This window comes from Agaribacillus sp. DX54, assembly GCF_056858335.1.
This window is the reverse complement of record NZ_JBXEQE010000006.1, coordinates 134,503-158,626: the sequence shown is the minus strand read 5'-3', so window position 1 is coordinate 158,626 and position 24,124 is coordinate 134,503. Positions and strand designations below refer to the sequence as shown.

At 42.2% G+C, this 24,124-nt stretch carries 21 protein-coding genes; 19 read left to right on the top strand and 2 right to left on the bottom strand.

What is annotated here, in order from left to right; translation table 11 throughout:
- Positions 1-13: 13 nt before the first annotated feature.
- The 16 genes from AC04NP_RS09460 (at position 14) to AC04NP_RS09385 (ending at position 18,675) form a co-directional block, all read left to right on the top strand.
- Complete coding sequence (locus AC04NP_RS09460) at positions 14-541, top strand: DUF3341 domain-containing protein (RefSeq protein ID WP_482859390.1); 528 nt, start codon at positions 14-16, stop codon at positions 539-541.
- Positions 542-562: 21 nt separating this feature from the next.
- Positions 563-1,189: a c-type cytochrome gene (locus AC04NP_RS09455; RefSeq protein ID WP_482859389.1), complete on the top strand. Its 627-nt coding sequence runs from the start codon at positions 563-565 to the stop codon at positions 1,187-1,189.
- Between the two features lie 50 nt (positions 1,190-1,239).
- Positions 1,240-2,550, top strand: coding sequence for a quinol:cytochrome C oxidoreductase (locus tag AC04NP_RS09450; protein WP_482859518.1), 1,311 nt, complete (start codon positions 1,240-1,242; stop codon positions 2,548-2,550).
- Positions 2,551-2,585: 35 nt separating this feature from the next.
- Positions 2,586-3,686 (top strand): cytochrome c oxidase subunit II, encoded by a 1,101-nt coding sequence (locus AC04NP_RS09445; RefSeq protein WP_482859388.1) that lies wholly within the window; start codon positions 2,586-2,588, stop codon positions 3,684-3,686.
- Between the two features lie 56 nt (positions 3,687-3,742).
- On the top strand, positions 3,743-5,635 hold the full coding sequence (locus tag AC04NP_RS09440; protein ID WP_482859386.1) for a cytochrome c oxidase subunit I: 1,893 nt from the start codon (positions 3,743-3,745) through the stop codon (positions 5,633-5,635).
- Entirely contained in the window at positions 5,613-6,695 is a 1,083-nt protein-coding gene (locus AC04NP_RS09435; RefSeq protein ID WP_482859385.1) for a COX15/CtaA family protein, read from the top strand. Before AC04NP_RS09440 ends, AC04NP_RS09435 begins: the two co-directional genes overlap by 23 nt.
- On the top strand, positions 6,692-7,612 hold the full coding sequence (cyoE, locus tag AC04NP_RS09430) for a heme o synthase (protein ID WP_482859384.1): 921 nt from the start codon (positions 6,692-6,694) through the stop codon (positions 7,610-7,612). Before AC04NP_RS09435 ends, cyoE begins: the two co-directional genes overlap by 4 nt.
- Before the next feature lie 11 nt (positions 7,613-7,623).
- A complete protein-coding gene (locus AC04NP_RS09425; protein WP_482859383.1) occupies positions 7,624-8,223 on the top strand; it encodes a cytochrome c oxidase subunit 3 in 600 nt (199 codons plus the stop codon).
- A gap of 15 nt (positions 8,224-8,238) precedes the next feature.
- Positions 8,239-9,009, top strand: coding sequence for a cytochrome c oxidase subunit 3 (locus tag AC04NP_RS09420; RefSeq protein ID WP_482859381.1), 771 nt, complete (start codon positions 8,239-8,241; stop codon positions 9,007-9,009).
- A 24-nt stretch (positions 9,010-9,033) separates the two neighbouring features.
- Positions 9,034-9,363: a cytochrome C oxidase subunit IV family protein gene (locus AC04NP_RS09415; RefSeq protein WP_482859379.1), complete on the top strand. Its 330-nt coding sequence runs from the start codon at positions 9,034-9,036 to the stop codon at positions 9,361-9,363.
- An 88-nt stretch (positions 9,364-9,451) separates the two neighbouring features.
- Complete coding sequence (locus AC04NP_RS09410; protein ID WP_482859378.1) at positions 9,452-10,096, top strand: hypothetical protein; 645 nt, start codon at positions 9,452-9,454, stop codon at positions 10,094-10,096.
- Positions 10,093-10,620, top strand: a complete 528-nt coding sequence (locus AC04NP_RS09405) for a DUF420 domain-containing protein (RefSeq protein WP_482859376.1) — start codon at positions 10,093-10,095, stop codon at positions 10,618-10,620. The genes AC04NP_RS09410 and AC04NP_RS09405 overlap by 4 nt, the downstream gene beginning before the upstream one ends.
- Positions 10,621-10,670: 50 nt before the next feature.
- Complete coding sequence (locus tag AC04NP_RS09400) at positions 10,671-10,919, top strand: hypothetical protein (RefSeq protein ID WP_482859375.1); 249 nt, start codon at positions 10,671-10,673, stop codon at positions 10,917-10,919.
- A complete protein-coding gene (locus AC04NP_RS09395) occupies positions 10,906-11,298 on the top strand; it encodes a DUF983 domain-containing protein (protein ID WP_482859373.1) in 393 nt (130 codons plus the stop codon). The genes AC04NP_RS09400 and AC04NP_RS09395 overlap by 14 nt, the downstream gene beginning before the upstream one ends.
- A gap of 196 nt (positions 11,299-11,494) precedes the next feature.
- Positions 11,495-15,205: an ATP-binding protein gene (locus AC04NP_RS09390; protein ID WP_482859372.1), complete on the top strand. Its 3,711-nt coding sequence runs from the start codon at positions 11,495-11,497 to the stop codon at positions 15,203-15,205.
- A 116-nt stretch (positions 15,206-15,321) separates the two neighbouring features.
- Positions 15,322-18,675, top strand: a complete 3,354-nt coding sequence (locus AC04NP_RS09385) for a hypothetical protein (protein ID WP_482859371.1) — start codon at positions 15,322-15,324, stop codon at positions 18,673-18,675.
- A 174-nt stretch (positions 18,676-18,849) separates the two neighbouring features.
- Here AC04NP_RS09385 and AC04NP_RS09380 read toward each other — a convergent pair whose 3' ends face one another.
- Positions 18,850-19,614 carry an ABC transporter ATP-binding protein gene (locus AC04NP_RS09380; RefSeq protein ID WP_482859370.1) on the bottom strand — a complete coding sequence of 255 codons (765 nt, stop codon included), beginning with the start codon at positions 19,612-19,614 and terminating at the stop codon, positions 18,850-18,852.
- Between the two features lie 13 nt (positions 19,615-19,627).
- The gene (locus AC04NP_RS09375) at positions 19,628-20,356 is read right to left on the bottom strand and encodes an MlaE family ABC transporter permease (protein ID WP_482859369.1); all 729 of its coding nucleotides are present in this window, start codon (positions 20,354-20,356) and stop codon (positions 19,628-19,630) included.
- 408 nt (positions 20,357-20,764) lie between these two features.
- On the opposite strand from AC04NP_RS09375, the gene AC04NP_RS09370 reads away from it, so the two are divergent.
- The 3 genes from AC04NP_RS09370 (at position 20,765) to ispG (ending at position 24,124) form a co-directional block, all read left to right on the top strand.
- On the top strand, positions 20,765-21,472 hold the full coding sequence (locus tag AC04NP_RS09370) for an SDR family oxidoreductase (RefSeq protein ID WP_482859368.1): 708 nt from the start codon (positions 20,765-20,767) through the stop codon (positions 21,470-21,472).
- A gap of 34 nt (positions 21,473-21,506) precedes the next feature.
- Positions 21,507-21,902: a RidA family protein gene (locus AC04NP_RS09365; protein WP_482859367.1), complete on the top strand. Its 396-nt coding sequence runs from the start codon at positions 21,507-21,509 to the stop codon at positions 21,900-21,902.
- Between the two features lie 221 nt (positions 21,903-22,123).
- Positions 22,124-24,124, top strand: a complete 2,001-nt coding sequence (gene ispG, locus AC04NP_RS09360) for a (E)-4-hydroxy-3-methylbut-2-enyl-diphosphate synthase (protein WP_482859366.1) — start codon at positions 22,124-22,126, stop codon at positions 24,122-24,124.

Below are 24,124 nucleotides of genomic sequence, written 5' to 3'. Positions count from 1 at the left end.
AGAAAACAAACAAATGGAAACCGGAAAAAACTATTTGGTTGGCATTTACGAGGACGAGGATACCCTCGTAAATGCCATAAAACAGGTTAAGCAAAGTGGCATCAAAATTCATGAAGTGTTTACGCCTTATCCTATCCATGGACTGGAAGACGTTTTGGGTTACAGAAGATCGAGATTACCGATTGCCGCTTTTCTATTCGGCTTAACCGGTACCACCCTGGCCCTTACCATGATGTTTTACATGATGGGAATTGACTGGCCTATGAACATCGGGGGAAAGAATTACACCCCCTTACCCACTTTTATCCCGGTTACTTTTGAAATGACAGTGCTGTTGTCAGCCTTTGGTATGGTTGGGACTTTTTTTGTAGTCAGCAATCTGAAACCTTATGGAAAGCCTAAGATTTTTGACATAAGAAGCACAGATGATAAACACGTAATGGCCATCGATCTGGCCAATAACTACCTATCCCGGGAAGAAATTTCATCAATCCTGAATCAGTCAGGTGCCTCGGAGGTGAATACCAGGAATTTTGATTGAATGAGCTTAAAAATAACAAGCATGTTTATATATAGTAAGTTGCGGTTTTATATAGGTTTTGTGGGAGTAGCCCTGTTAACATCCTGCGGTGCCGGTGTTGATGACCCCGGAAAGGAATACGCCCCAAATATGTACCATGCAGTCCCCTATGAACCGCTGAAGCAAATTAAAGACGTGGATGCAGGTAACTGGGTCAGTTCTCTCGATGACGGACAGGGAGAGTATTTCAGCTCTAACCCTATCAACCCGGACAGTATGAATATGAGAGAGCCTGTTCCCAATACAGTGAGAAGAAGTGAGAAAGGTTACCTGCCCTATCGTATTCCTAAAGACAGCATTGCCTGGGCTGCGGCTAATTTGAAAAATCCACTGGACTCCACCCAGGCTATCATCGGGGAAGGCCAGGTTTTATACACTAAATTTTGTGGTCCATGCCATGGAGCCAACGGAAAAGGGGACGGTAAAGTTGGGAAGGTATATCAGGGTGTGCCATCGTATTCATCCAGGCCGGTAAAGGATTACAGTGAAGGGCATATATTTCATGTCATTACACATGGTATAAGACGAATGGGAGCGCATGGATCGCAATTGAGTATTGAAGAACGCTGGAAGGTAGTAAGATATGTTCAGCAACTGCAAAATCAGTAACTTTTAAAAGATTTCACTTGGGGCCTTTCAGGCCGTCAAAAATAAACATGATGACAGACGAAAAATTTGAATTTACCGGAGATCTTAAAAAGAAAACAATCATCTTTCTTATCGTTGGGATCGTTGCCGTTGTCCTGGGCATCATCCTGATCAATACCGGAGGACACCACGGAGAGGAACATGCTGCCGAACATGCGGTCGAGGCCGCAGGTCATGCAGAAGCCGGTGGAGATCATGGTGGACATGGTGCCGTTTGGTTAACACGTGTGAAAGCCAATTTATGGATCAACAACGTATTTTTTGCCGGTCTGGCGTTAATTGGTGTTTTCTTTGTAGCCATTCAATATGTGGCGCAGGCAGGTTGGTCGGCCTCGATTAAAAGGGTCGCCGAACCTTATGGCTATTGGCTACCGGTTGCAGGAGGGTTGATGTTAATACTATTCTTTTGGGCAGGACATGATATTTTCCACTGGACCCATGACTATCTCTATAACGAGTTCCTGGAAGATGGCTCACCTAACCCTGACTATGATCCTATCATCGCGGGAAAAACCTGGTACCTGAGCCTGCCATTTTTCCTGGGAAGAATGATTGTGTTTTTTGCGGTGTGGTTTTTAATGTTTCTGGCCATAAGAAAACAGTCCCTGCTGGAAGATATTCATGGGGGTGATCAGTACTGGAGAAAAATGGTGAAACTATCTGCTATTTTTATTGTCATCTTTGCAGTTTCTTCCTCTATGGCAGCCTGGGATTGGGTAATGTCTATTGATACACACTGGTTCAGTACAATGTTTGGTTGGTATGTATTTGCCAGTTGGTGGGTTGCCGGATTGGCTTCTATCACCTTGCTCATCTTGTTTTTGAAAGACCGCGGATACCTTAAAATGGTCAATTCCAATCATTTACATGATATGGGCAAATTTATTTGGGCTTTCAGCATTTTCTGGACCTATATCTGGTTTTCACAGTTTTTGTTGATCTATTACGCCAATATTCCCGAAGAGTCTGTATACTTTGTAGAAAGGCTTACCAGTGACCATTACAAGCCGATATTTTATGTGAATTTAATACTAAACTTCTTCCTGCCCTTTTTGTTATTAATGACGAGAGATGCAAAGCGCCATGCGATATTTCTGAAATTGGTTTGCATTATTATCATTTTCGGTCATTGGCTTGATTTTTACCTGATGGTTACACCGGGGGTTATGAAAGAGAACGGTGGGTTCGGCTTTCTTGAGCTGGGCATGCTTCTGGTTTTTGCCAGCGCTTTTACCTATGTCTTGTTCACCCAATTGGCAAAAACACCGCTGGTTGCCAGAAATCATCCAATGATGGAAGAAAGTATGCATCATCATATATAGCTGTTAAAAAAACAAATTTGATAAATTAAGGAGATATGTTAACATTTGCGATAATTGCAGGACTTTTATTACTAGTGGTTTTATTGCTGTTGCTCTTCAGGATCAACGCGCTAACCGATGTAATGAAGACAGAAGGGCAGAGAAGGGCATCGACCAGCAACAAGGTGAATGCGGTTTTAATGATGGTATTTCTCATTGCAGCCGGGGCATTATTCTTTTGGTATTCTATTGCCAGGCAAAATGAGTACAAATTACCAGTCGCTTCCGATCATGGGATAGTCACAGATAATTTATTCTGGATTTCGACTATAGTGACGGGTATCGTGTTTATCCTTACACATATCCTCCTGTTTTGGTTTTCTTACAGATATCAATACAAGAAAAACGCCAAAGCCCTTTACTATCCTGAAAACAACAAACTGGAGATTTACTGGACGGTTATTCCGGCCATCGTTTTAACCGGATTGGTTTTCAGTGGTTGGAAGGCCTGGACAGATATTACTGACAAGGCACCTGAAGGTGCGGAGGTTGTTGAGATTGTAGGGCAACAATTTCAATGGACAGCCAGGTATCCTGGAAAGGATAAGCAACTGGGCTCCTTTGATTTCCGGATGATCGATGAGATAAATAGTCTGGGAATTGATTTTAGTGATAAATCCTCCTTTGATGATTTTATTCCAAGAAAAATATTCTTACCGGTAAATAAACCTGTTGAATTTAAGATCAGGGCAAAAGATGTTTTGCACAGCGTTTATGCACCGCATTTCAGATTGAAAATGGATGCGGTACCGGGTATGCCTACGAGATTTTGGTTCGTACCGAATAAAACCACGGCCAAAATGCGGGAAGATCTGAAAAATAGTGGCAATCCGTTCTGGCAGGAAATCGATCCCGATACCGGTGAGCCAAAATGGAAGAATTTTAATTATGAATTGGCCTGCGCAGAAATCTGTGGCAGGGGGCACTTTTCCATGAGATTGTTGATTGAGGTTGTGGAAGAGGTCGAGTACGAGAAATGGTATGCGGAGCAGAAATCCTGGCTCTCAATGAATGAGGATTACCTGTCTAAAGTACCCGCTAATTTAAAGGAATTGGCAGCCATTTCTGCTGGAATTGAAAATAGTGCAAACAATTAAATAGTAAATCAAAACCAGGCCATTAGAAGGCTGTAAGTTTCTAAAATATAAGATCCATGGCAGAAACGATAAGAACTATCGAAGACACAAAACATGCGCATGAAGATGAGCATCATGATGATCACCACGGAGAAGGTAACTTTTTCACAAACTATATCTTCTCCCTGGACCATAAGGTCATAGGAAAGCAATTCCTTTTTACAGGGATGTTCTGGGCTATAATCGGTGGAGGAATGTCTATCCTTTTCCGGCTTCAACTGGGTTTCCCTAACATGAACCTGGAATGGCTTAAACCAGTGCTCGGCGAATGGATTACCGCCGAAGGAAAAATCGATCCCGAGTTCTACCTTGCACTGGTGACCATGCATGGTACGATTATGGTATTTTTCGTACTTACAGCCGGGTTAAGTGGTACTTTCAGCAACTTCTTGATTCCGCTTCAGATAGGTGCCCGTGACATGGCTTCCGGTTTTATGAATATGTTGTCATACTGGTTCTTCTTTCTTTCCAGTGTGGTTATGTTTGCCTCTTTGTTTCTTTCTACCGGCCCTGCATCCGGCGGTTGGGTGATTTATCCGCCGTTGAGTGCATTGCCTGATGCAGTGCAAGGTTCTAAGGGGGGTATGACACTTTGGTTGATTTCAATGTCTTTGTTTATTATATCTTCCCTGTTGGGGGGTATTAACTACATTACCACCATAATCAATCTCAGAACCAAAGGCATGTCCTTTTCAAGATTGCCCTTGACGATATGGGCGTTTTTCCTGACGGCTGTCATCGGATTACTCTCATTCCCGGTGTTGTTTTCTGCAGCACTGTTATTGATTTTTGACCGGAGCTTCGGTACGAGTTTTTACCTTTCAGACATATACATTGCCGGGGAGGCGTTGCCAAATACAGGCGGAAGTGCGCTGTTGTTTCAACACCTGTTCTGGTTTTTAGGGCACCCTGAAGTGTATATTGTTATTTTGCCATCGTTAGGCATTACTTCTGAGATCATATCTACCAACTCCAGGAAACCGATTTTCGGTTACCGTGCTATGGTAGGCTCATTGTTGGGTATTACCATACTGTCCTTCGTGGTATGGGCGCACCACATGTTTGTGACCGGTATGAATCCGTTTTTAGGATCTATTTTCATGTTCCTGACATTAATTATTGCGGTACCTTCTGCGGTAAAAGTGTTTAATTACCTGACGACCCTTTGGAGAGGTAATATTGTATTTACACCGGCTATGTTGTTTTCAATAGGGTTGGTTTCGTTCTTCATTTCAGGAGGTTTGACCGGTATTTTCTTAGGAAACTCCGCCATTGATATTCAATTGCATGACACTTACTTTGTAGTAGCACACTTTCACATTGTGATGGGAAGTGCCTCCTTCTTTGGCATGGTGGCCGGTATCTATCACTGGTTTCCCAAGATGTTCGGGCGCATGATGGATGATAAACTGGGTTATGTTCATTTTTGGCTAACCTTTATAGGCGTTTACCTGGTATTTTTCCCGATGCATTACATTGGTATTGCAGGATTCCCAAGAAGATATTACACGTTTACGAATTTTGACGCCTTTTCATCATTCACAGATTTAAATATGTTTGTGAGTGCGGCCGCCATCATCACCTTTGGAGCGCAGTTTATTTTTGTATTCAATTTTATATACAGCATTTTCAGAGGCAGACTGGCATCTGAAAATCCCTGGCGATCAAATACGCTGGAGTGGACAACACCCAGATTTCCTGGTCATGGTAACTGGCCTGGTGAAATTCCTACAGTTTACCGATGGCCATATGACTATAGCAAACCGGGAGCTAAAGAGGACTTTATACTTCAGACTGTTCCCTATTCCCAGACTCCTGAGTCCAATTTACCGCATGAAAACGAGTTGATTGAACAGGAGGAGGTGAAACAAGAAGGCATTATTGTGGATGAAGCGAGTGAGGAAAGATAATTCGTTCTTCCAAAAAATAAGCTTTACAACTTTAATAGCAGTCTATTTTCTTATACTGGTTGGCGGCATTGTTCGTAGTACAGGGTCGGGAATGGGATGCCCGGATTGGCCGAAATGTTTCGGTCAACTAGTGCCGCCGACAGATGTTGGCGAGCTTCCGGAAGATTACAGGGAGATTTACGCGGCCAAAAGGGCTAAAAAAAATGAAAAGTTTTCAGGCTATCTGGAGGCATTGGGATTTACACAATTGGCTGACAAGATCAGAAATGATAAATCCATCCTTGTAGAGGCTGAATTCAATAAATATAAAACCTGGACTGAATATATAAACAGATTAGTGGGGGCAGTAATAGGCATATTGATTTTTGGAACACTGGTTGCTTCGGTTGCTTACAGGAAAACGAGCCCTAGAGTTTTTTACTTGTCGGTCGCATGTTTTCTCCTGGTGTTGTTTCAGGCATGGATAGGATCCATTGTGGTTTCTACCAACCTGTTGCCCTGGATGGTTACGATACACATGATACTGGCGATGGTAATTATGTTTATGTTGATATACCTCGTTTATTATACAGGTAAAGGTGATGTTCAATTAAAATGGAAAGGCTCACACAAGATGCTGAATCTATTGTTTGTAATCAGTATTATTTTAACGTTTAGTCAAATTATCCTGGGAACACAGGTACGGGAAGCCGTAGATGTCATAGCTGCCAATTTTGAATTTGCCAGTCGTGACCAGTGGATTGCAAACATCGGTATCGAATTTTTGATTCACCGGTCTTATTCATTGTTAATCCTGGTATTACATGTTTATCTGATATATTATCTCATCAAAAATATTACTGAAAAAACCGGAAGGTTTTACAATTTAACAAAGTTACTGTTGCTGGTTGTGCTGATCGAAATAATTTCAGGGACCTTGATGGCTTATTTTGCTATTCCGGCAGTGCTTCAGCCGGTGCACCTATTGGTTGCCCTGGTCATTATTGGCCTTCAGTATTACCTTCTTTTACATGCAGGAAATTACACTCGTGTTCACCCTCGAATAGTTACTAAAGTATGATTACCGCTACTTCGAACCATATTAACCTGTTCAAAGAACTGAGAATAAAGTCAAAGGCCTATTTTGAGCTGGTTAAGTTCAGGTTATCTTTTCTGGTAGCATTTTCTTCAGGATTTGGTTATGTCCTGGGTACCACCGGTAGGCTGGACTGGCAGGTGCTCATTATGTTGTGCCTGGGAGGTTTTATGATCTCGGGTGCTGCGATCATTATTAATCAGATCATTGAAAAAGATCTGGATGCAATGATGACCCGTACCCGTAACAGGCCACTGCCTACCCGTAAGGTTACTGTAAAAGAGTCCATCATTCTATCGGGAGTTCTGGGCATTCTGGGGCTGGCTATTTTGCATCAGTTCACTAATCCGTTGACCACCTTCCTGTCATTTGTTTCTATGATATTGTACGGGTTTGTGTATACGCCATTAAAGCGGGTAGGGCCGATAGCCGTTTTTGTAGGGGCCATTCCCGGGGCATTGCCGCCACTTTTAGGATGGGTTGCCATAACCGGTGTCATAGATGCTAATGCCCTGATTTTATTTGGAATCCAGTTTATCTGGCAGTTTCCACATTTCTGGGCCATTGCCTGGGTATCGGATGAGGATTACAGGAAAGCCGGTTTTAAGTTATTACCCGGCAGGGGAAAAAAAGACTTGCATACGGCATTTCAAATTATGACATATACATTGTTTTTAATTCCGCTGGGCTTGTTACCAGCCAAATTTGGCCTTACCGGAATAAATTCAGCCATAGTGGCGACAGTCTGCGGGGTGTTGTTCCTCGCGCAGACTTTCAAGTTGATCAGGGATTGCCTTCCCGGGAGTGAAAGTGAATCCAGAAAATCGGCGCTGGGCATTATGTTTGGTTCTTTCGTTTATTTGCCGGTTGTTCAAATAGCGTTTTTGTTAGATAAGGTTTAAAGATTATGGAGATGGAAATGAATATTGAAAATAACCTGGAAGCAAGAGATAAAGTCATACAGCCACTCGCCATGCACCCTAAAAAGTTTGCGTTGTGGCTATTCATTATTTCTATTGTCATGATTTTTGCGGCCATGACGAGCGCGTACATTGTAAGACAGGGTGAGGGTAACTGGTTGGATTTCAATTTACCGGATGTTTTCTGGGTAAATACAGCAGTGATTTTGCTGAGTAGCCTGTCTATGCACCTGGCCTACAGCGCTGCGAAAAAAGATAATATAAATACATTGAAGATAGCAATGACTTTGACTACCGTGCTTGGGGTTGCTTTTTTAATTGGACAATACCTGTCATGGAATGCACTTAAAGTCCAGCATGTTATCTTCTCCGACCCCGGAACGCCGGCAGGTTCTTTTGTTTATGTATTCACAGGACTGCATGGGTTTCACCTGGTAACCGGTGTCATATTTTTAATAATCGTACTGATATCGGCATTCAGATATAAGGTACATTCCAGGAATATGGTCCAAATCGAGATGTGTGCAACATATTGGCATTTTTTAGATGGACTTTGGATTTATTTGTTCTTATTTTTGCTAATGAATCATTAATTTAAAAATAGTTTTATGTCTAGTACAGCAACAGTAGTTGGCTCACGGTCTGAAAATCTGTGGAAGGGGGGAAAGTCTCCTTTTAAAGCAAGCTATGGTAAGCTCATGATGTGGTTTTTCCTACTCTCCGATGCTTTCACATTTTCAGCATTATTGATAACCTACGGATTGATCAGATTCAGTAACCCCGCCTATACCGGCAGTGTGGAAGACTTTCAATTTTCCCAGGAATGGTGGCCTATTCCTGAAAAGGTTTTTGAAGCAGTGCCATTTTTGCATGGAGTGCCTTTGCCACTCGTTTTTGTCGGTATTATGACCTTTATTTTGATCCTGAGCAGTGTTACTATGGTACTTGCCGTGGAAGCAGGACACAGGAACGACCGGAAGGCTGTGGAAAAATGGATGTTATGGACCATCTTCGGTGGGCTCACTTTTCTGGGCTGCCAGGCGTGGGAATGGTCACATTTTATTCATGGTACCGATACAGGAACCATAGCCAGGTTTCTGATTGACGGGGAGTGGGTGACAAAAACAGTTCATGGGGCAAATCTGACAGTCAATGAATATGGTCCGCCACCTTTTGCTGCCCTGTTCTTTTTTATCACAGGATTTCACGGAACACACGTAGCCAGTGGTGTACTGCTTAACTTTCTTATCTTTTACCGCGCCGCCACCGGGTACTATGACCGGCGGGGACACTATGAAATGGTTGAAAAAGTAGGATTATACTGGCATTTTGTCGACCTGGTTTGGGTATTTGTGTTTACCTTTTTCTATCTTGTTTAATAATCTGACATAAATTCTTTTGATATGCAAAGTGAAGAAACCAACAAAGTTGCTGTTCAGCCGCCTGATAAGGAGAAGATCCGTAAAATCTGGAGAGTTGCACTCATTCTGGGCATTGTAACTGCCTGTGAGTTCGCAGTGGCTTTTATTTTGCCTCCGGAATACAGAATGATAAAAATAGTCACCTTTATTTTGATGACCGTTGTAAAGGCTTTTTATATTGTTGCAGAGTTTATGCACCTGGGACACGAGGTGAAATCGTTGATTTACTCGATCTTGATTCCCATGGCCTTCGTGGTTTGGTTACTTATAGCCCTGATTGTTGAAGGAGGTTCTATTTTAATAGTAAGATAATAATTTCATTCAATAAAAGTATCGAAAGGTTCATGGTTCTTTGATTACCATGAGCCTTTTTTATTTCGTTTTACCAATGCCCTGAAGAATGAATAAAAACCTAAAGGCAGTATTGCTTTTGATCATATTGATGGTGCCGGCATTGATTTTTGTTTTCCTTAAAATATTTGGCGTAAACGAATATGACTTACCGGTTTACTACAAAGATGGGATTGATACCGTCTTTAATGATTGTGAATTTCAGAAAGGTCAGCACCTGATCCCGGATTTTTCCCTTCCGGATTATACCGGGCAGGAGATCAGCCGGGATTACCTTACCGGAGCTGCTCTGGTAGTATATTTTACACAAGATCTTTCGGATCCGGTCAGCCACCGCGTAAACATGGCCCTTGCCAGGGTGCAGGGCTCCTTGCCAGCGTCGAACCAAATCAGAATTTTGACTATACAACCCCAAAAGGACACCTCAACGGCTTTACAATTAAAAGCGGTGGCCGGCAAGTATGGAGCCAGAAAGAATACCTGGTATTTTGGCTATGCCAACCCGGTGTACACCAACCAACTGGCCCGGTGCGGATTTGTCATTGACTTCGATGCAATGATTGACAATATTAATAATACAATTGTGCTGGCCGATCATCAGGGAAGCATAAGGGGTTATTTCAATGGATTGGATGATAGTGAAATCGAACGGTTGATCGTAGAGCTTAAAATTTTAAATCGTAATCGGAAATGAAAACTGTAGTTGATAAAGAAGTTAAATACCGTAAGCTGATAATAGTTTTGTCGGTACTGATTCCTGTTGTAGTAGCGGCTTTGTTTGGAATAAGGATCGATGGTTATGACTTGTCATTTTTGCCACCTGTATATGCCACTATCAATGGTGTGACGGCCGTATTGCTTGTCATAGCCGTGGTGGCCATAAAAAATGGTAACCGTAAGACCCACCAGAATTTAATGACGGTGTGCATCTTTCTTTCCGCGCTGTTTTTGATTTTGTATGTGGCTTACCATATGACCAGTGATTCCACAAAATTCGGGGGTGAAGGATGGGTGAAAGGGGTGTACTTTTTTATTTTAATCAGCCATATCCTGCTTTCAATTATTATCATTCCCCTGGTCTTATTTACCTATGTGAGAGCTTTGGCGGAAAAATTCGATAAACATAAAAAACTAGCCAGGATAACCTTTCCCATATGGCTTTATGTCGCTGTTACGGGTGTGATTGTCTACATAATGATCAGTCCTTATTACACATGAAAGTATATTATTTGATGAATAATCACTATTTTTGTAAATAAAGCAGAAAATTGAAAAGGTTTAAAAAAATATTGTTAAAACTGGTTTTGGCGGGTGTGTTGCTTGCTTTGGATTTGACTGGTTATGCCCAATGTGCCATGTGCAGGGCGAGTGTTGAGAATAATGCCAGTAACGGCGACACGGCGCTGGCCAGTAGTTTGAATAGCGGTATTTTGTACCTTTTTTTTACACCCTATCTGCTGGTGGGGATCGTTGGATTTTTATGGTATTATAATAGTAGGAGAAATGGCAGCAAATAGAGGTCTTATATCGGCCATGTTACAGGCAAAATGCCCGAGGTGTAGGGAAGGAGATATGTTTCAATGCTCGCTGTTTAATATTACCAGGTTCAGCAAGATGCACCAGACCTGTCCTGATTGTCATCAAAAGTTTGAGGTGGAGCCCGGCTTTTTTATTGGAGCCATGTATGTAAGCTATGCCATGTCTGTGGGTTTATTCCTGATTACGGGCCTGGTACTCTACCATTTATTCGATGACCCCGAACTGTGGGTGTACTTAACGGTGATCACCATCCTGGTTATTGTCTTGTTGCCTTTTCTCTATCGATACTCACGGGTGCTTTATTTGTATTGGTTCGGAGGTGTCCATTATCGGCAAAAATATAAAACAACCCGGTAGGCTAACCCTTTTTAACGCCACGATTCGCTGTAATTCGGTCACACTCCCACTTCCTGTTTGAGAAATTTGGCAAATTAATTGCAGTCAGTTATTAAACTTTCCTTCATAAACTAAGGTATGTCAGTAAATTTCAATTAAAAACATTTGCCTTCTGCCGAAGTATTTTAAATTTGTTAAGGATTGAAGATGTAATCACTTGGATTTCAGAACGGTATTAAGTGACAAAGCTTTATTGTATGCCACAGTATTGTTGGCAACAGGGGTGGTTTTGTGGTTGTTTTTTGACCTCAGGATACAAAACGACCCTTATTTTACCGATAATATCAAATCCAACATATCAAGGGAACTGAAAATCCTGGAACAGGATCTGGATAAGGTGGGCAACCGCATTACCGATAATCCGGAACCAAGGTTTTTGACACTCAGGGTTCCGACCAAATATCCCTATTACGTTTTCAATGACCGGGCGCTTACCTATTGGTCAGATAATAAAGTGGTACCCGGTTACAATTCCCTGAAGGGTGATTATCGTTACAAGTTGGTGGATCTGGAAGAAGGGCAATACATCGTCTTCAAAAAGGTTGTCAAAAAAGGCGAACAGCAACTGGAATTGTATGGTTTGATTCCCATATATTTTCGCTCTAAAATCAGTAATCAATATTTACAGTCACGGTTTAATTCAGAAATCTTTTCAGACCCCGATATTAAAATTTATACCACCCAAGGTGTTGGAAATGATGTGATGGTTGATGAAGGACCGTACCTGTTTTCTGTTTCCTTTGGAAGGGAGTATCAACTGCAAAACCATCCATTGCAATACCTGGTTTTGGCTATTCTGATGGCAGGAATCGTTTATTTGTTGATGTGGATAAATGGGATTTTGAAGTGGTTTGTCAACGGCGGAAATGTGCTGGGGGGATTTTTGTTTTTCATCATCAGCCTGGTAGTAATCCGTTCCATCATGCTTTGGCTAAGTTTTCCCTTCGGTGTTATTGGTTTTGACATTTTTAACTCCCGCTATTTTGCCTCCTCCAACATAAATCCATCATTAGGTGATTTATTTCTCAACGTGCTGGTTTTGCTGGCCTGGGTCAATTTTCTGTTTCAGTACTACTTCCGCTCCAAAATTTACCGGCAACTGATTAGCCTGCGGGGAACCGATAAAATCATCATTTCTTTTAGCTTAATTTTTGGCAGTTTCTTCTTGCTTTTGGGTGTTTATGAGTTGATGATGAACATGCAGAAGCATGCGCAATGGTCTATCGATATCAACGAAAATGTTAATTTTTCTACCCCTTTGAAATGGATTAGCCTGCTGATCTTCTTCATGGGGGCTGTGGGGTACTTTACCTTATCTCACATCGTATTCCGGACATATATCAAACTTAATCAACCCGATAGCAAAAATATTCTGGGACAAATGGCGGTAGCGGCTTTACTGTTTATGGCCTTGAGCCTGTTTATCGAATGGCCTTTCATTTTGCTGGCTGTTGTTCACGGCCTGTATTTTCTGGTGGTTTATAAATTATTCCTGACCAGATATCTGGTTAAAATCAGCTACCTAACCTTTATTTACTTTTTTGTATGCGCCATAGCCTGTTCAACAGTCGGTACCTATACAATTTACAAATTTAGCAAAGTAAAAAACCTCTCGGAAAAACAAAATATTGCCGCCCAGTTACTGGCAGAAAAAGATTTTCTCGGTGAGTACCTGATTAATGAGGCAGTTCAGAAGATTAAGGATGACATTTTCATAGGGATCACCTTCTCCAATTTGTTTTCAGACAAAGAGAGTGTCAGGCAAAAGATCAGGAGAAGACACCTTAACAATTATCTCGATCGCTATGATATTGATATTTACCTTTTTGATCAACGCGGCGTTCCTATCGAAAATGATCGTTACATCGAAAACTACTACCAGTTTCGCGAGAGATATTCCGTGCGGCAGTTAGAAACAGAATACGAAAATATTTATCTGGTCAATAGTTTTGAAACTGACCTGGAAAAGGGATATGTGGTTTTTGTTCCCATTTACTACGAAAGGTTCAGGTCAAACGTGGGCCATATCATATTGAGCCTGAAACTTAAAAGGGTGATACCGAACAGCGTTTATCCTGAATTACTGGTGGATCAAAACCAGTCGGCAGCAACCATTGAGCGGGACTACAGCTATGCACTCTTTAAAGACGGCGAACCCGAGTATACGTCGGGTCTGTTTAATGCGAGTAATGATTTTGAACTGACCGACTTACAAAAAGATAAACTTTATGAGACAGGTATTGCTCATAGAAAAATGTTCTATTTGGGTGTAAGGGGGGATGACAATAAGACCATCGTCATATCGTCAGAGGCCTATCCGTTCAAGGATATTCTGGCGAATTTTTCTTTCCTGTTCCTTCTTTTGGTTTTTGTGATCCTGTTGGTAATCGTTTTTTATGCTATAAAATTTGAGTTCAAGGGTACCAATCTGAATCTTGCAGCCAAAATTCAGTTGTACCTGAATTTTGCATTTTTCCTTCCCCTGTTTGCAGTAAGTATTACCACGCTTAGCCTGCTGAATTCTTCTTACAAGGATCAACTCAAAAATGAGTATTATGCTAAAGCAGAGAATCTGAGCGGAAACATTTCAAGCCTGCTGGAAAGCTATTTCACCAATCAGACCAGCAAAGAAACCTTGTCTAATAAACTGGTGGAAATAGCAAAATTTGCCGAGTGTGACCTCAATCTTTTTAATGTCAACGGAAGACTGATTGCCTCTACACAGCCGCTCATTTATGAAAATGGGTTATTATCCCAATACGTCCATCCCGTAGCCATTGAAGCGGTCATCGAAAACGGAGACAGGTTGCTGCTGGATGAGTCTGTGGGGTCATTGGAGTTCAAAAATACTTACTATGGTATTAAATCATTTGAAACTGGTACGGTTATCAGCATTTTGAGTATTCCTTTTTTTGAATCCGAAAGTGAAAGGGATCAACAGATCATCGAGGTTTTATCCAATATTATGGTGACCTTCACTTTTATTTTTATCATTTTTTTGGCACTCTCATATTTCGCTTCAAGGTTTCTTACCTCACCGTTGCGGTACATCAGGCAAAAGTTAAAAAAAATATCCCTTTCAGATACCAATACGCCCATGGTTTGGAATTCTGACGATGAAATAGGGCTTTTGGTGGGAGAATATAATAAAATGCTTGTCAATCTTGAAGAAAGCAAAAAAGCCCTGGCCCGGTCGGAAAAGGAGTCTGCCTGGCGGGAGATGGCCCAGCAGGTAGCTCATGAGATTAAAAACCCCCTGACACCCATGAAGCTAAACCTGCAGCATCTGAAAAGAACTTTGGAAAATAATGGCAGTGAAAATGACGGTTATACCAATAAATCTATCAATAACCTGCTTCATCAGATTGAAACATTAAATGATATTGCCACCTCATTTTCAGCTTTTGCCAAGATGCCCATCCCTAAAAATGAGCGGTTGGAGTTGACCGGGGTAGTAAAAAGTGCCGTAAACCTACATGCCAATGATCAGGCTATCAGGCTTATGACGCAGCTTGAGAAAGGTCCCATTTATGTAATGGGTGATGAAAAGCTGTTTGGCCGTATTATCAATAACTTAATTATCAATGGAATCCAGGCGGTACCCCCTGAAAGGACTCCTGAAATTGTAGTAAAACTAATCAAAATCAATAAGAAGGTGGTCATTGAAGTACAGGACAATGGCCTGGGAATAAGCGAAGACATCGCTAAAAAAGTGTTTATTCCAAACTTCAGTACCAAAGAATCCGGTTCAGGCATTGGTTTAGCCATCGCAAAACGTGGTATTGAACAAACCGGAGGCAGTATTTGGTTTGAAACCGATATGAACAAGGGGACTTCTTTTTTCATTGAATTACCGATGGTTGATTAGTGACTGTGAAATTTGGTTATTCCATATTATTACTACTACATTTGATTTCTTTTTCAGTTCTTGGACAAAGTGAGGGGGAGCGGTGTATATGGGTAAAAACCTTTGGTAAGCCTTTTATGGCGGATAGTTTGACGATCTCTCCTGAGTCGGTAAACTTTCCTCATTTTAATGATTCGCTTATTCACTATCAGTATGATATGAATACAGGTCTCATCGAAATTGCAACCACCCCGGGCATAGACTCGCTGTTGGTATGTTTCCGTGTATTTCCGTTTAATTTAGGCAAAACCTATTTCAAAAGGAGCCTTGCAGTCTACGATTCAAATGCCTTTTTTAAAGAGCAGCGCAAAACCGGAAGTGGGCTGGTCAATCGGAGGGAAGAACTGTTTTCATCCCCGGGTTTACAAAAGAGCGGCAGCATCAGCAGGGGTATATCGTTTGGTAACAATCAAAATGTGTTTGTCAATTCATCCCTGAACCTGCAGCTAGAGGGAAGGTTATCAGATGATATTAATATAAGGGCGGTCATTTCCGATCAAAACGTACCTTTTCAGCCACAGGGAAATACCCAGCAACTACAGGAATTTGACAACGTTTTTGTGCAATTGTACAACAGTAAAGGGTCTTTAACGGTGGGCGATGTGGTTTTCAGAAATCAACCCTCGCAGTTTATGCGGTATTACAGGAATGTTCAGGGCGGTTTACTGGACCTTAACTACAAAATCAATGACCGGCACGAAAGCAGCACACAGGTAGGAGCGGCGGTGGCAAAGGGTAAGTTCGCTTCCTACCGGATCCAGGTGAATGAGGGAGTGTTGGGCCCTTATCAGGTCCGTGGTCCGAATAACGAACGTTTTATCATTATCATGGCTAATTCCGAAAGGGTCTATCTGGATGGTAAGTTGCTGAAAAGGGGGTTTAACTATGATTATGTCATTGATTACAACCTGGCAGAAATTACCTTTACCAACAAGGTTCTGATCACAAAATTCTCCCGGGTCAGGGTGGATTTTGAATTTGCAGACCGGAATTACAGCCGTACCGTGTTTAACGCCAGCCATGGACAAAGTCTAGGTAATCTTGATTTTTTTATTCATACATATAGCGAAAAAGACAATCCCAACCGTTCTTTAACCTTTGATTTGACCAACGAAGAAAAGCAGCGCTTCAGCGAGGCCGGCGATCGGGTACCCTTAGCTATCGCTGATCCTGGCGACAGCGTGGCTTTTAACGAAAATATCATTCTCTATAAGCGCGTCGATACGACTACCCTGGATAATCAGACATTTACTATCTTCAAATTTTCAGCCCATCCCGACAGTGCTTTTTATAATGTTTCATTTACGGAAACTGGCTCCGGGGAAGGGAATTATATCCAGCAAACCACCACTGCCAACGGCAGGGTGTTCGCCTGGGTAGCCCCGTTGAATGGCGTACCCCAGGGGAATTTTGAGCCGGTACGGGTACTGCCTGCACCTACTAAAAAGCAGTTAGTAACCATCGGATCATCCTATAAGATCAATAAAGTTGGAAAGGTTTATGGCGAAATAGCATTCTCTGATCAGGACCTGAATTTATTTTCTGAGCTCGATACGGATGATGATCATGGCTACGCGGTCAAGTTTGGCTATGAAAGTGAAAGCAAACCGGTAGGTTTTTTGGACGGCTATAAATGGCAAACGGTCATTGATTATGAAATCGATGACAAAAACTTTGTCCCCCTGGACAGGTTTCGTTATATAGAATTTGACCGGGATTGGAGTTATAACCCCGAGGAAGAGGAGGCTGTCTTCGATGACCATATCTTTAATTTTTCCACACAACTGGCCAGGGACGATTTAAACCGGTTGAATTATCAATTAACCAACAGAAGAAGGGGAAATCAGGTGGATGGTTTCCAGCACAAAGCCGTTTTTGCCAGGGAGCTGGGAAAGCTACAACTGTCGTCTGACTTTTTTTTGATGCACAATGATCAACGGGAACTAAGATCTGACTGGAGCCGGTTCAACCTGGATTTACATTGGAATTCAAGGTTTTTGATACCGGGTTACACCTATGCATCAGATAGAAATGAAGTCAAAAATATCAATACGGACTCCCTGATCAGCTCAGCCATGAATTTTGAGGAGCACAAGTTGTATCTGCGGAGTAATGATACGTTAAAATCAAATTTTGTGATTGACTATAGTATCCGCGAGGACAAATCCCCACACCTTGGACTGCTGGAAAAAAGCAACCACGCCGAAACAGCCAACCTTGGATTCAATGGCTCTATTGGGAAAAACCACCAACTAAATACCCTGGTTACTTATCGGACTATCGATAATTTTCTGGTTGAAGAGCAGGCGCCTAAACGGGAGGAAACAATTATGGGACGATTGGATTGGAGAGGAAGGTTTTTTGACCGTGTGATAAATACCAATCTTACTTATGCCATTGGCAATGGAAGGGAATTAAGGCGGGAGTTTGCATTTTTACCTGTTCCAACCGGTGAGGGGACCCATACCTGGCGCGATGACAATAATGATGGAATACAGGGTTTGAATGAATTTTTTGAAGCCATCAATACCGATGAACGCAACTTTATAAAAGTGCTGCAGCCCACCAACGAATTTATTCAGGCTTATACCAATAACTTCATTTTTCGCATGGATGTAAAATTGCCGGTCTCCTGGAATAGTCAGCCAGGTTTCAAAAAGTTCCTCTACCGTTTTTCAAACAACACCTCCATTAATATGTTGAAAAAATTCACGGACGACGATTTGACAACCAGACTTGCCTCATTTTTATCTGATATTCCTGAAAACCAACTCATTTCAACCCGTGAGTCCATCCGGTCGACTTTGTTTTTCAACAGGTCTCAACCCAGGTACGGTTTTGACCTGACTTATTTTATGAACCGGCGAAAGCAGTTGTTAACCGGCGGATTTGAAGATACTGAGGACAGGTCTGTAAATCTGAATACCAGGATCAACTTAAAAAGGAACTGGGATTTCCGGATACAGGTGAAGCAGGCTCAAAAGTCCAACAACTCTGATTTTTTGATGGAAAGAAATTTTTTAATCACGGAACAATCCGTTTCGCCCCTGATTTCACTACAACCCCGGGATAACCTGCGTGTCAGCGGTGGTTACACGATGACCCACCGGAAAAACACGTTGTTAACAGACTTAGAGGAATTTGCCGATGTCAATGAATTCAACTTCGATATGCGCCTGAGCAAAGTGAATAAGAGCAACCTGGGGATAAATTTCAGGTTGATTGAAATCCAATTTGAAGGGAATGAAAATTCGGCCTCAGGCTATGAACTGTTGCAGGCGCTGCGACCCGGCACTAATCTTACCTGGCTCATTAACTGGCAGCAAAAAATTGCTGGTGGTTTACAGTTAAGTGTGAATTATGAAGGGCGTAAATCCCCGGACAGGGGTGTGGTTCATATGGGGAGGATGCAGGTGAGGGCGTTGTTTTAAGTTGTGGAGGCGCCAGGGGAGAGGTGTCAGGCGTCAGGTTGCAGGGTTATGAGTTTTGCTGTTGCTGTATGCGCTTGTGGGGTAAGGTTTTAACTTGTCTTGGGTTCATTGAAGTTGAAAACCTCGGTCATTTTCTGCTTCGGATATGGCCTGCACCTTGGTTGTAATTCTCTATCATGTATTTGATGTTTCTTCATTTTTTACGATGCGCATCATTTTATTGGCAAATACAAAATCGTTAAGCTCTTTTACGCGGGATTTCATGATGTTTTGATCGGAGCCTTCCCATACTTTTTCGCCCTCATGTAAAAACATTACGTAATCACCGATTTCCATGACCGAATTCATGTCATGTGTTACAACAACCGTGGTGATGTCATATTCTTCTGTGATTTCCTTGATTAAATTATCTATGGTGATAGCAGTTTGAGGATCGAGCCCCGAGTTGGGCTCGTCGCAGAACAGGTAGCTTGAATTATTTACAATAGCCCTTGCAATACCCACCCTCTTTTTCATACCCCCGCTTATTTCAGAAGGCATTTTTTTGTTTACATTTTCCAGCCCAACCCTTTGCAGACAAAAATTAACCCGGTCCAGTTTTTCATCCATAGGCATTTCTGTCAAAACGTTTAACGGAAAAATAACATTTTCTTCCACATTTTTAGAATCAAACAACGCACCTCCCTGAAAAAGCATGCCGATTTCTCGCCGGATATCTGTTTTGAGATTTCTGTTGGCATGCGTAAAATCCCGGTTGTCATAATAGACTGTACCCTCATCAGGCTTGATCAGCCCCACAATGCACTTTAACAAAACACTTTTACCCGTACCACTAGCGCCTATGATTAAATTGGTTTTTCCTTTCCGGAACACACCGCTTATCCCCTTGAGTACTGCTTTACCATCAAATGATTTTTTAATATTTTGAATTTCAATCATATTTTGCAAAGCGTTAAAGCAGTAACTGGGCTAGTAAATAATCTGCCAGTAAGATGGCGATGCAGCTATTGGTTACGGCAATGGTACTGGCTTTTCCCACTTCAAATGCACCTCCGGTTGTGTAGAATCCTTTGTATGAGGAAATAGAAGATACCAAAAAAGCAAAAACGAAAGACTTAATCATGGCAAAAGAGACGTTAAATTCAATAAAATCCACTTTTAACCCATAAAGATAATCTGCTTCGGTAACAATGCCTGTATAAACCCCGGCCAGATAGCCTCCCATAATAGACAAAAAACCTGCAATAACCACCAGCATCGGATAAGTTATCAGAGAAGCCAGTATTTTAGGGAAAACCAGGTAGGAAACCGAGTTAATACCCATTACTTCCAGGGCATCGATTTGTTCTGTAATCCGCATGGTGCCCAATTCGCCTGCAATGTTTGACCCTACCTTCCCCGCAAATACAATGGCTGTGATAGAAGGGGCCAGCTCGAGTATGGTAAGGTCACGGACTACCTGACTGATGACATAATCGGGAATCAAAGGGCTGACAAGGTTATACGCAGTCTGAATGGTGGAAACAGCACCTATAAAGGTGGCTACAATGGATATTAATATCAGCGAATTAATCCCGATATTAATGCATTCATCCAGGGTGAGCGCTACATAGGTTTTAAATTTTTCCCTGTTTACGAATAAAGAACCAATAAAAAGGATATACTTTCCTATACTTTTCATGCAAAAAAGCGTCGTCTTTAATCAGACAGCTAAAATAATAGATCAATAGGTATTATCGAGTAATCTTCTGACTTATTTGGGAAAAACATGAATAATTTTATCCAAATCTTAAATTTTTTATTCCAGGCAGACTTTTTATATTTGTTGCATATTTTAAACTAAAAAGTTTACTGGGTTATGAGTATGTTATTGATTATCGTTGTCTTGTTTGTCCTGGCCATTGTGTCGCCCTGGATTTTCCCTAACAGAATGGTCAGTGATAATGAACACGACAAAGAAGCATAAATAAATTCATTTAACTCAAAAGGGCCTCAATTTCTTTTTCTGAACCGAAGTTGAGGCCTTTTTGTTCTACACAATCTTTATAAATTTTTCAACTGATGCTGGTTTCCTTCAATAATCCCGCATATGAATAAGCTTATAGTAGTAACCGGCGGCACAAAAGGAATAGGCCGTGCGCTCATAGCCAGGTTTTTAGCCGAAGGGTTCGATGCAGCCACCTGCTCGAGAAACCCGCAGGATCTTGAGCAGTTGAAGGAAGAAATGGCTGCCAGCTTTCCCACCTCACAAGTTCATGCATTGCCGGCTGATCTGTCCGGAAGAGAGGAGGTGATGCAATTTGCAGAATTTGTCAAAGGGATCGACAAGCCTGTAGAAATATTGGTTAATAATACAGGTATTTTCATACCGGGTATGATCCACCAGGAGGAAGAAGGTGTGCTGGAGGCCATGATGAATAATAACCTCTACAGCGCTTACCACCTTACCCGGGCGCTGGTTGCAGAGATGATAGAAAGAAAACAAGGGGATATCTTTAACATTTGTTCAGTGGCAAGCATCCGGGCTTATCCCAACGGAGGTTCTTATTCCATTTCAAAATTTGCTTTGCTGGGTTTCAGCAAGGTATTGAGGGAAGAACTAAAAGAGCATGGGATAAGGGTGGCAGCCATATTGCCCGGGGCCACCCTCACGGCTAGCTGGGAAGGTGTGGCGCTGCCGGCAGAAAGATTCATGAAGCCGGAAGATGTTGCAGAGGCTATCTGGTCGGCTACCCGGTTATCGAGGCAATCTGTGGTTGAGGAGATTATCATCAGACCTCAATTGGGCGATTTATAATCCATACATCCATACATCGAAAACTTTATATACAATGCGTCGAAACATCTCATCAGGTGCGGAATGGGAAGACATGGTAGGCTATTCACGTGCCGTAAGAATAGGAAATCAAATAGAAGTAGCGGGCACTACTGCGGTTGTTAACGGAGAAGTTGTAGGGGTTAATGATCCTTATTTGCAAACCAAATGCATCCTTCGAATCATACAAAAAGCCCTTGAAGAGGCCGGTGCTTCCCTGGAAGATGTAATACGCACCCGGATTTTTGTTGTGAACATGGATCATTGGCAGGCTGTCGGTAAGGCCCACGGGGAGTTTTTTAAAGAAATAAAACCGGCCGCGACTATGATTGGAATAAAATCGCTAATAAATAAGGATTTGCTAGTGGAGATTGAAGCCGCGGCGGTTCTATTTAAAAGTGGGAAGAAATAGCTGCTTTTTTAGTGCAAAATAATTGGATTATAATTAACATTAATTTCATATTTTCTTTCTTTCAACCTAAGGTTCTGTAAGCATGACACACATTTTTGTAATAGGGTTGTAATACCTGGGTAAAAAAATATATTTTTGTTACCAAACGTTAAAACACAACAAACAATTCAGGTAATTAACAGTTAATTTAAAGGGTTGTGTTACATGTTAAAAATGTTCACATGGAAGGCATAAAAACTGAAGAAGCATATTCCAAAGAGTATTGTAGTAGCCTCACAAAATATCAAAGAAGATTATCGAGGGAAGTTAACATCGGTGGATTGCCTTTGGGGGGCACCAACCCGATAAGAATACAATCCATGACGACTGTCGATACCATGGACACTGAAGGTTCGGTAGCGCAGTCTATCCGCATGGTGGAAGCAGGTTGTGAATATGTGCGGATTACTGCACCAAGCCTGAAAGAGGCGCAAAATCTGGAAAACATCAAAAAAGAGCTGAGGTTAAAAGGGTACGATGTGCCCTTGATTGCAGATATCCACTTCACCCCTAATGCTGCGGAACTGGCAGCAAGAATAGTGGAGAAAGTCCGGGTCAATCCGGGAAATTATGCTGATAAAAAGAAATTTGAGGTCATAGAATATACCGATGACAGCTACCAGGCTGAAGTGGAAAGGATACGGGAAAGATTTACGCCGCTGGTCAGGATTTGTAAGGAATACGGGACTGCCATGCGCATAGGGACCAACCATGGTTCTCTTTCAGACAGAATTATGAGCAGGTACGGAGACACCCCGTTGGGCATGGTAGAGTCTGCCCTGGAATTTTTGAGGATCTGTGAAGACCTTCATTATTATGACGTGGTGCTGTCTATGAAGGCGAGTAACACCCAGGTAATGGTGCAGGCCTACCGGCTATTGGTACAAAAACTGGAGGCAGAGGGATTACAGCCCTATCCGCTACACCTTGGCGTGACAGAGGCAGGCGAGGGCGAAGACGGAAGAATGAAATCGGCAGTAGGTATCGGCACCCTACTCGAAGATGGACTGGGAGATACTGTAAGGGTTTCATTGACAGAGGAACCGGAATACGAGGTGCCTGTGGCTAAAATGCTTGTAGACCGGTATCTGGACAGGGGGCAGCATCGTCCCATTGAACCGGTTGACCATGTTCCTTACGACCCTTATCATTATCAAAGAAGAAAGTCGGCCGGGGTAAAAAATATCGGAGCGGGGAATGTGCCCAGGGTAATTACCGATGTGTCCCGGCTCTCAGGCGCTGCATATAAGGATTTGAAGTGTATAGGACATTTTTATCTGCCTGAGCTGGACAAATGGAAAATGAATGATATGGGGGCCGATTACATTTACAGCGGCCGGAATCCGGTTCCTTTCATGCTCCCGAACGGCTTAAAAGAAATCATGGACTATCCCTGCTGGCTGACTGCCGATGACAGGGTCAACAAATTGCCACTTCTCAGGCCAGAAGAATATATGGCAACCGGAGACCGCCATGAAAATATCAATTTTTTATGGCTTCGGTACAGTGACCTGAATGCGCAACTGATACAAAAGATAGGCACTGACAACAATTTGGTACTGGTGATAGATACTGATAACGCGCATGCCATGCCTGAAATGCGAAGGTTTTTTATTTCATTGCTTAATAACAAGGTCGATGTGCCGGTCATTATTAAAAGAAAGTATAAGGATATTCCTGAAGAGCAATTGCAATTGTATGCTTCAACCGACGCCGGCGGATTGCTCATCGACGGTCTTGGCGATGGAATCTGGCTGGGAACCGACCTGCTCGACGAAAAAACAAAAGATGACTGGCTTTCAATCATTAAAACATTTAATAACACCGCATTCGGGATCCTGCAGGCGGCACGGACCCGTATGTCAAAGACGGAATATATTTCCTGTCCTTCTTGTGGCAGAACCCTGTTCGACCTGCAGGAAACCACTGCTATGATACGCAGCAGAACCGATCATTTAAAGGGGGTCAAAATTGGGATCATGGGCTGTATCGTCAATGGTCCAGGTGAGATGGCCGATGCGGATTATGGTTATGTAGGGTCGGGCAAAGGTAAAATTACATTGTACAAAGGACAGGAAGTGATTAAAAGAGGGGTGCCTTCGGAAAAGGCGGTGGATGAACTGATCGAAATTATAAAAGCCGACGGCAAGTGGATAGAACAGACAGAGAAGGAAAAAGTTTAA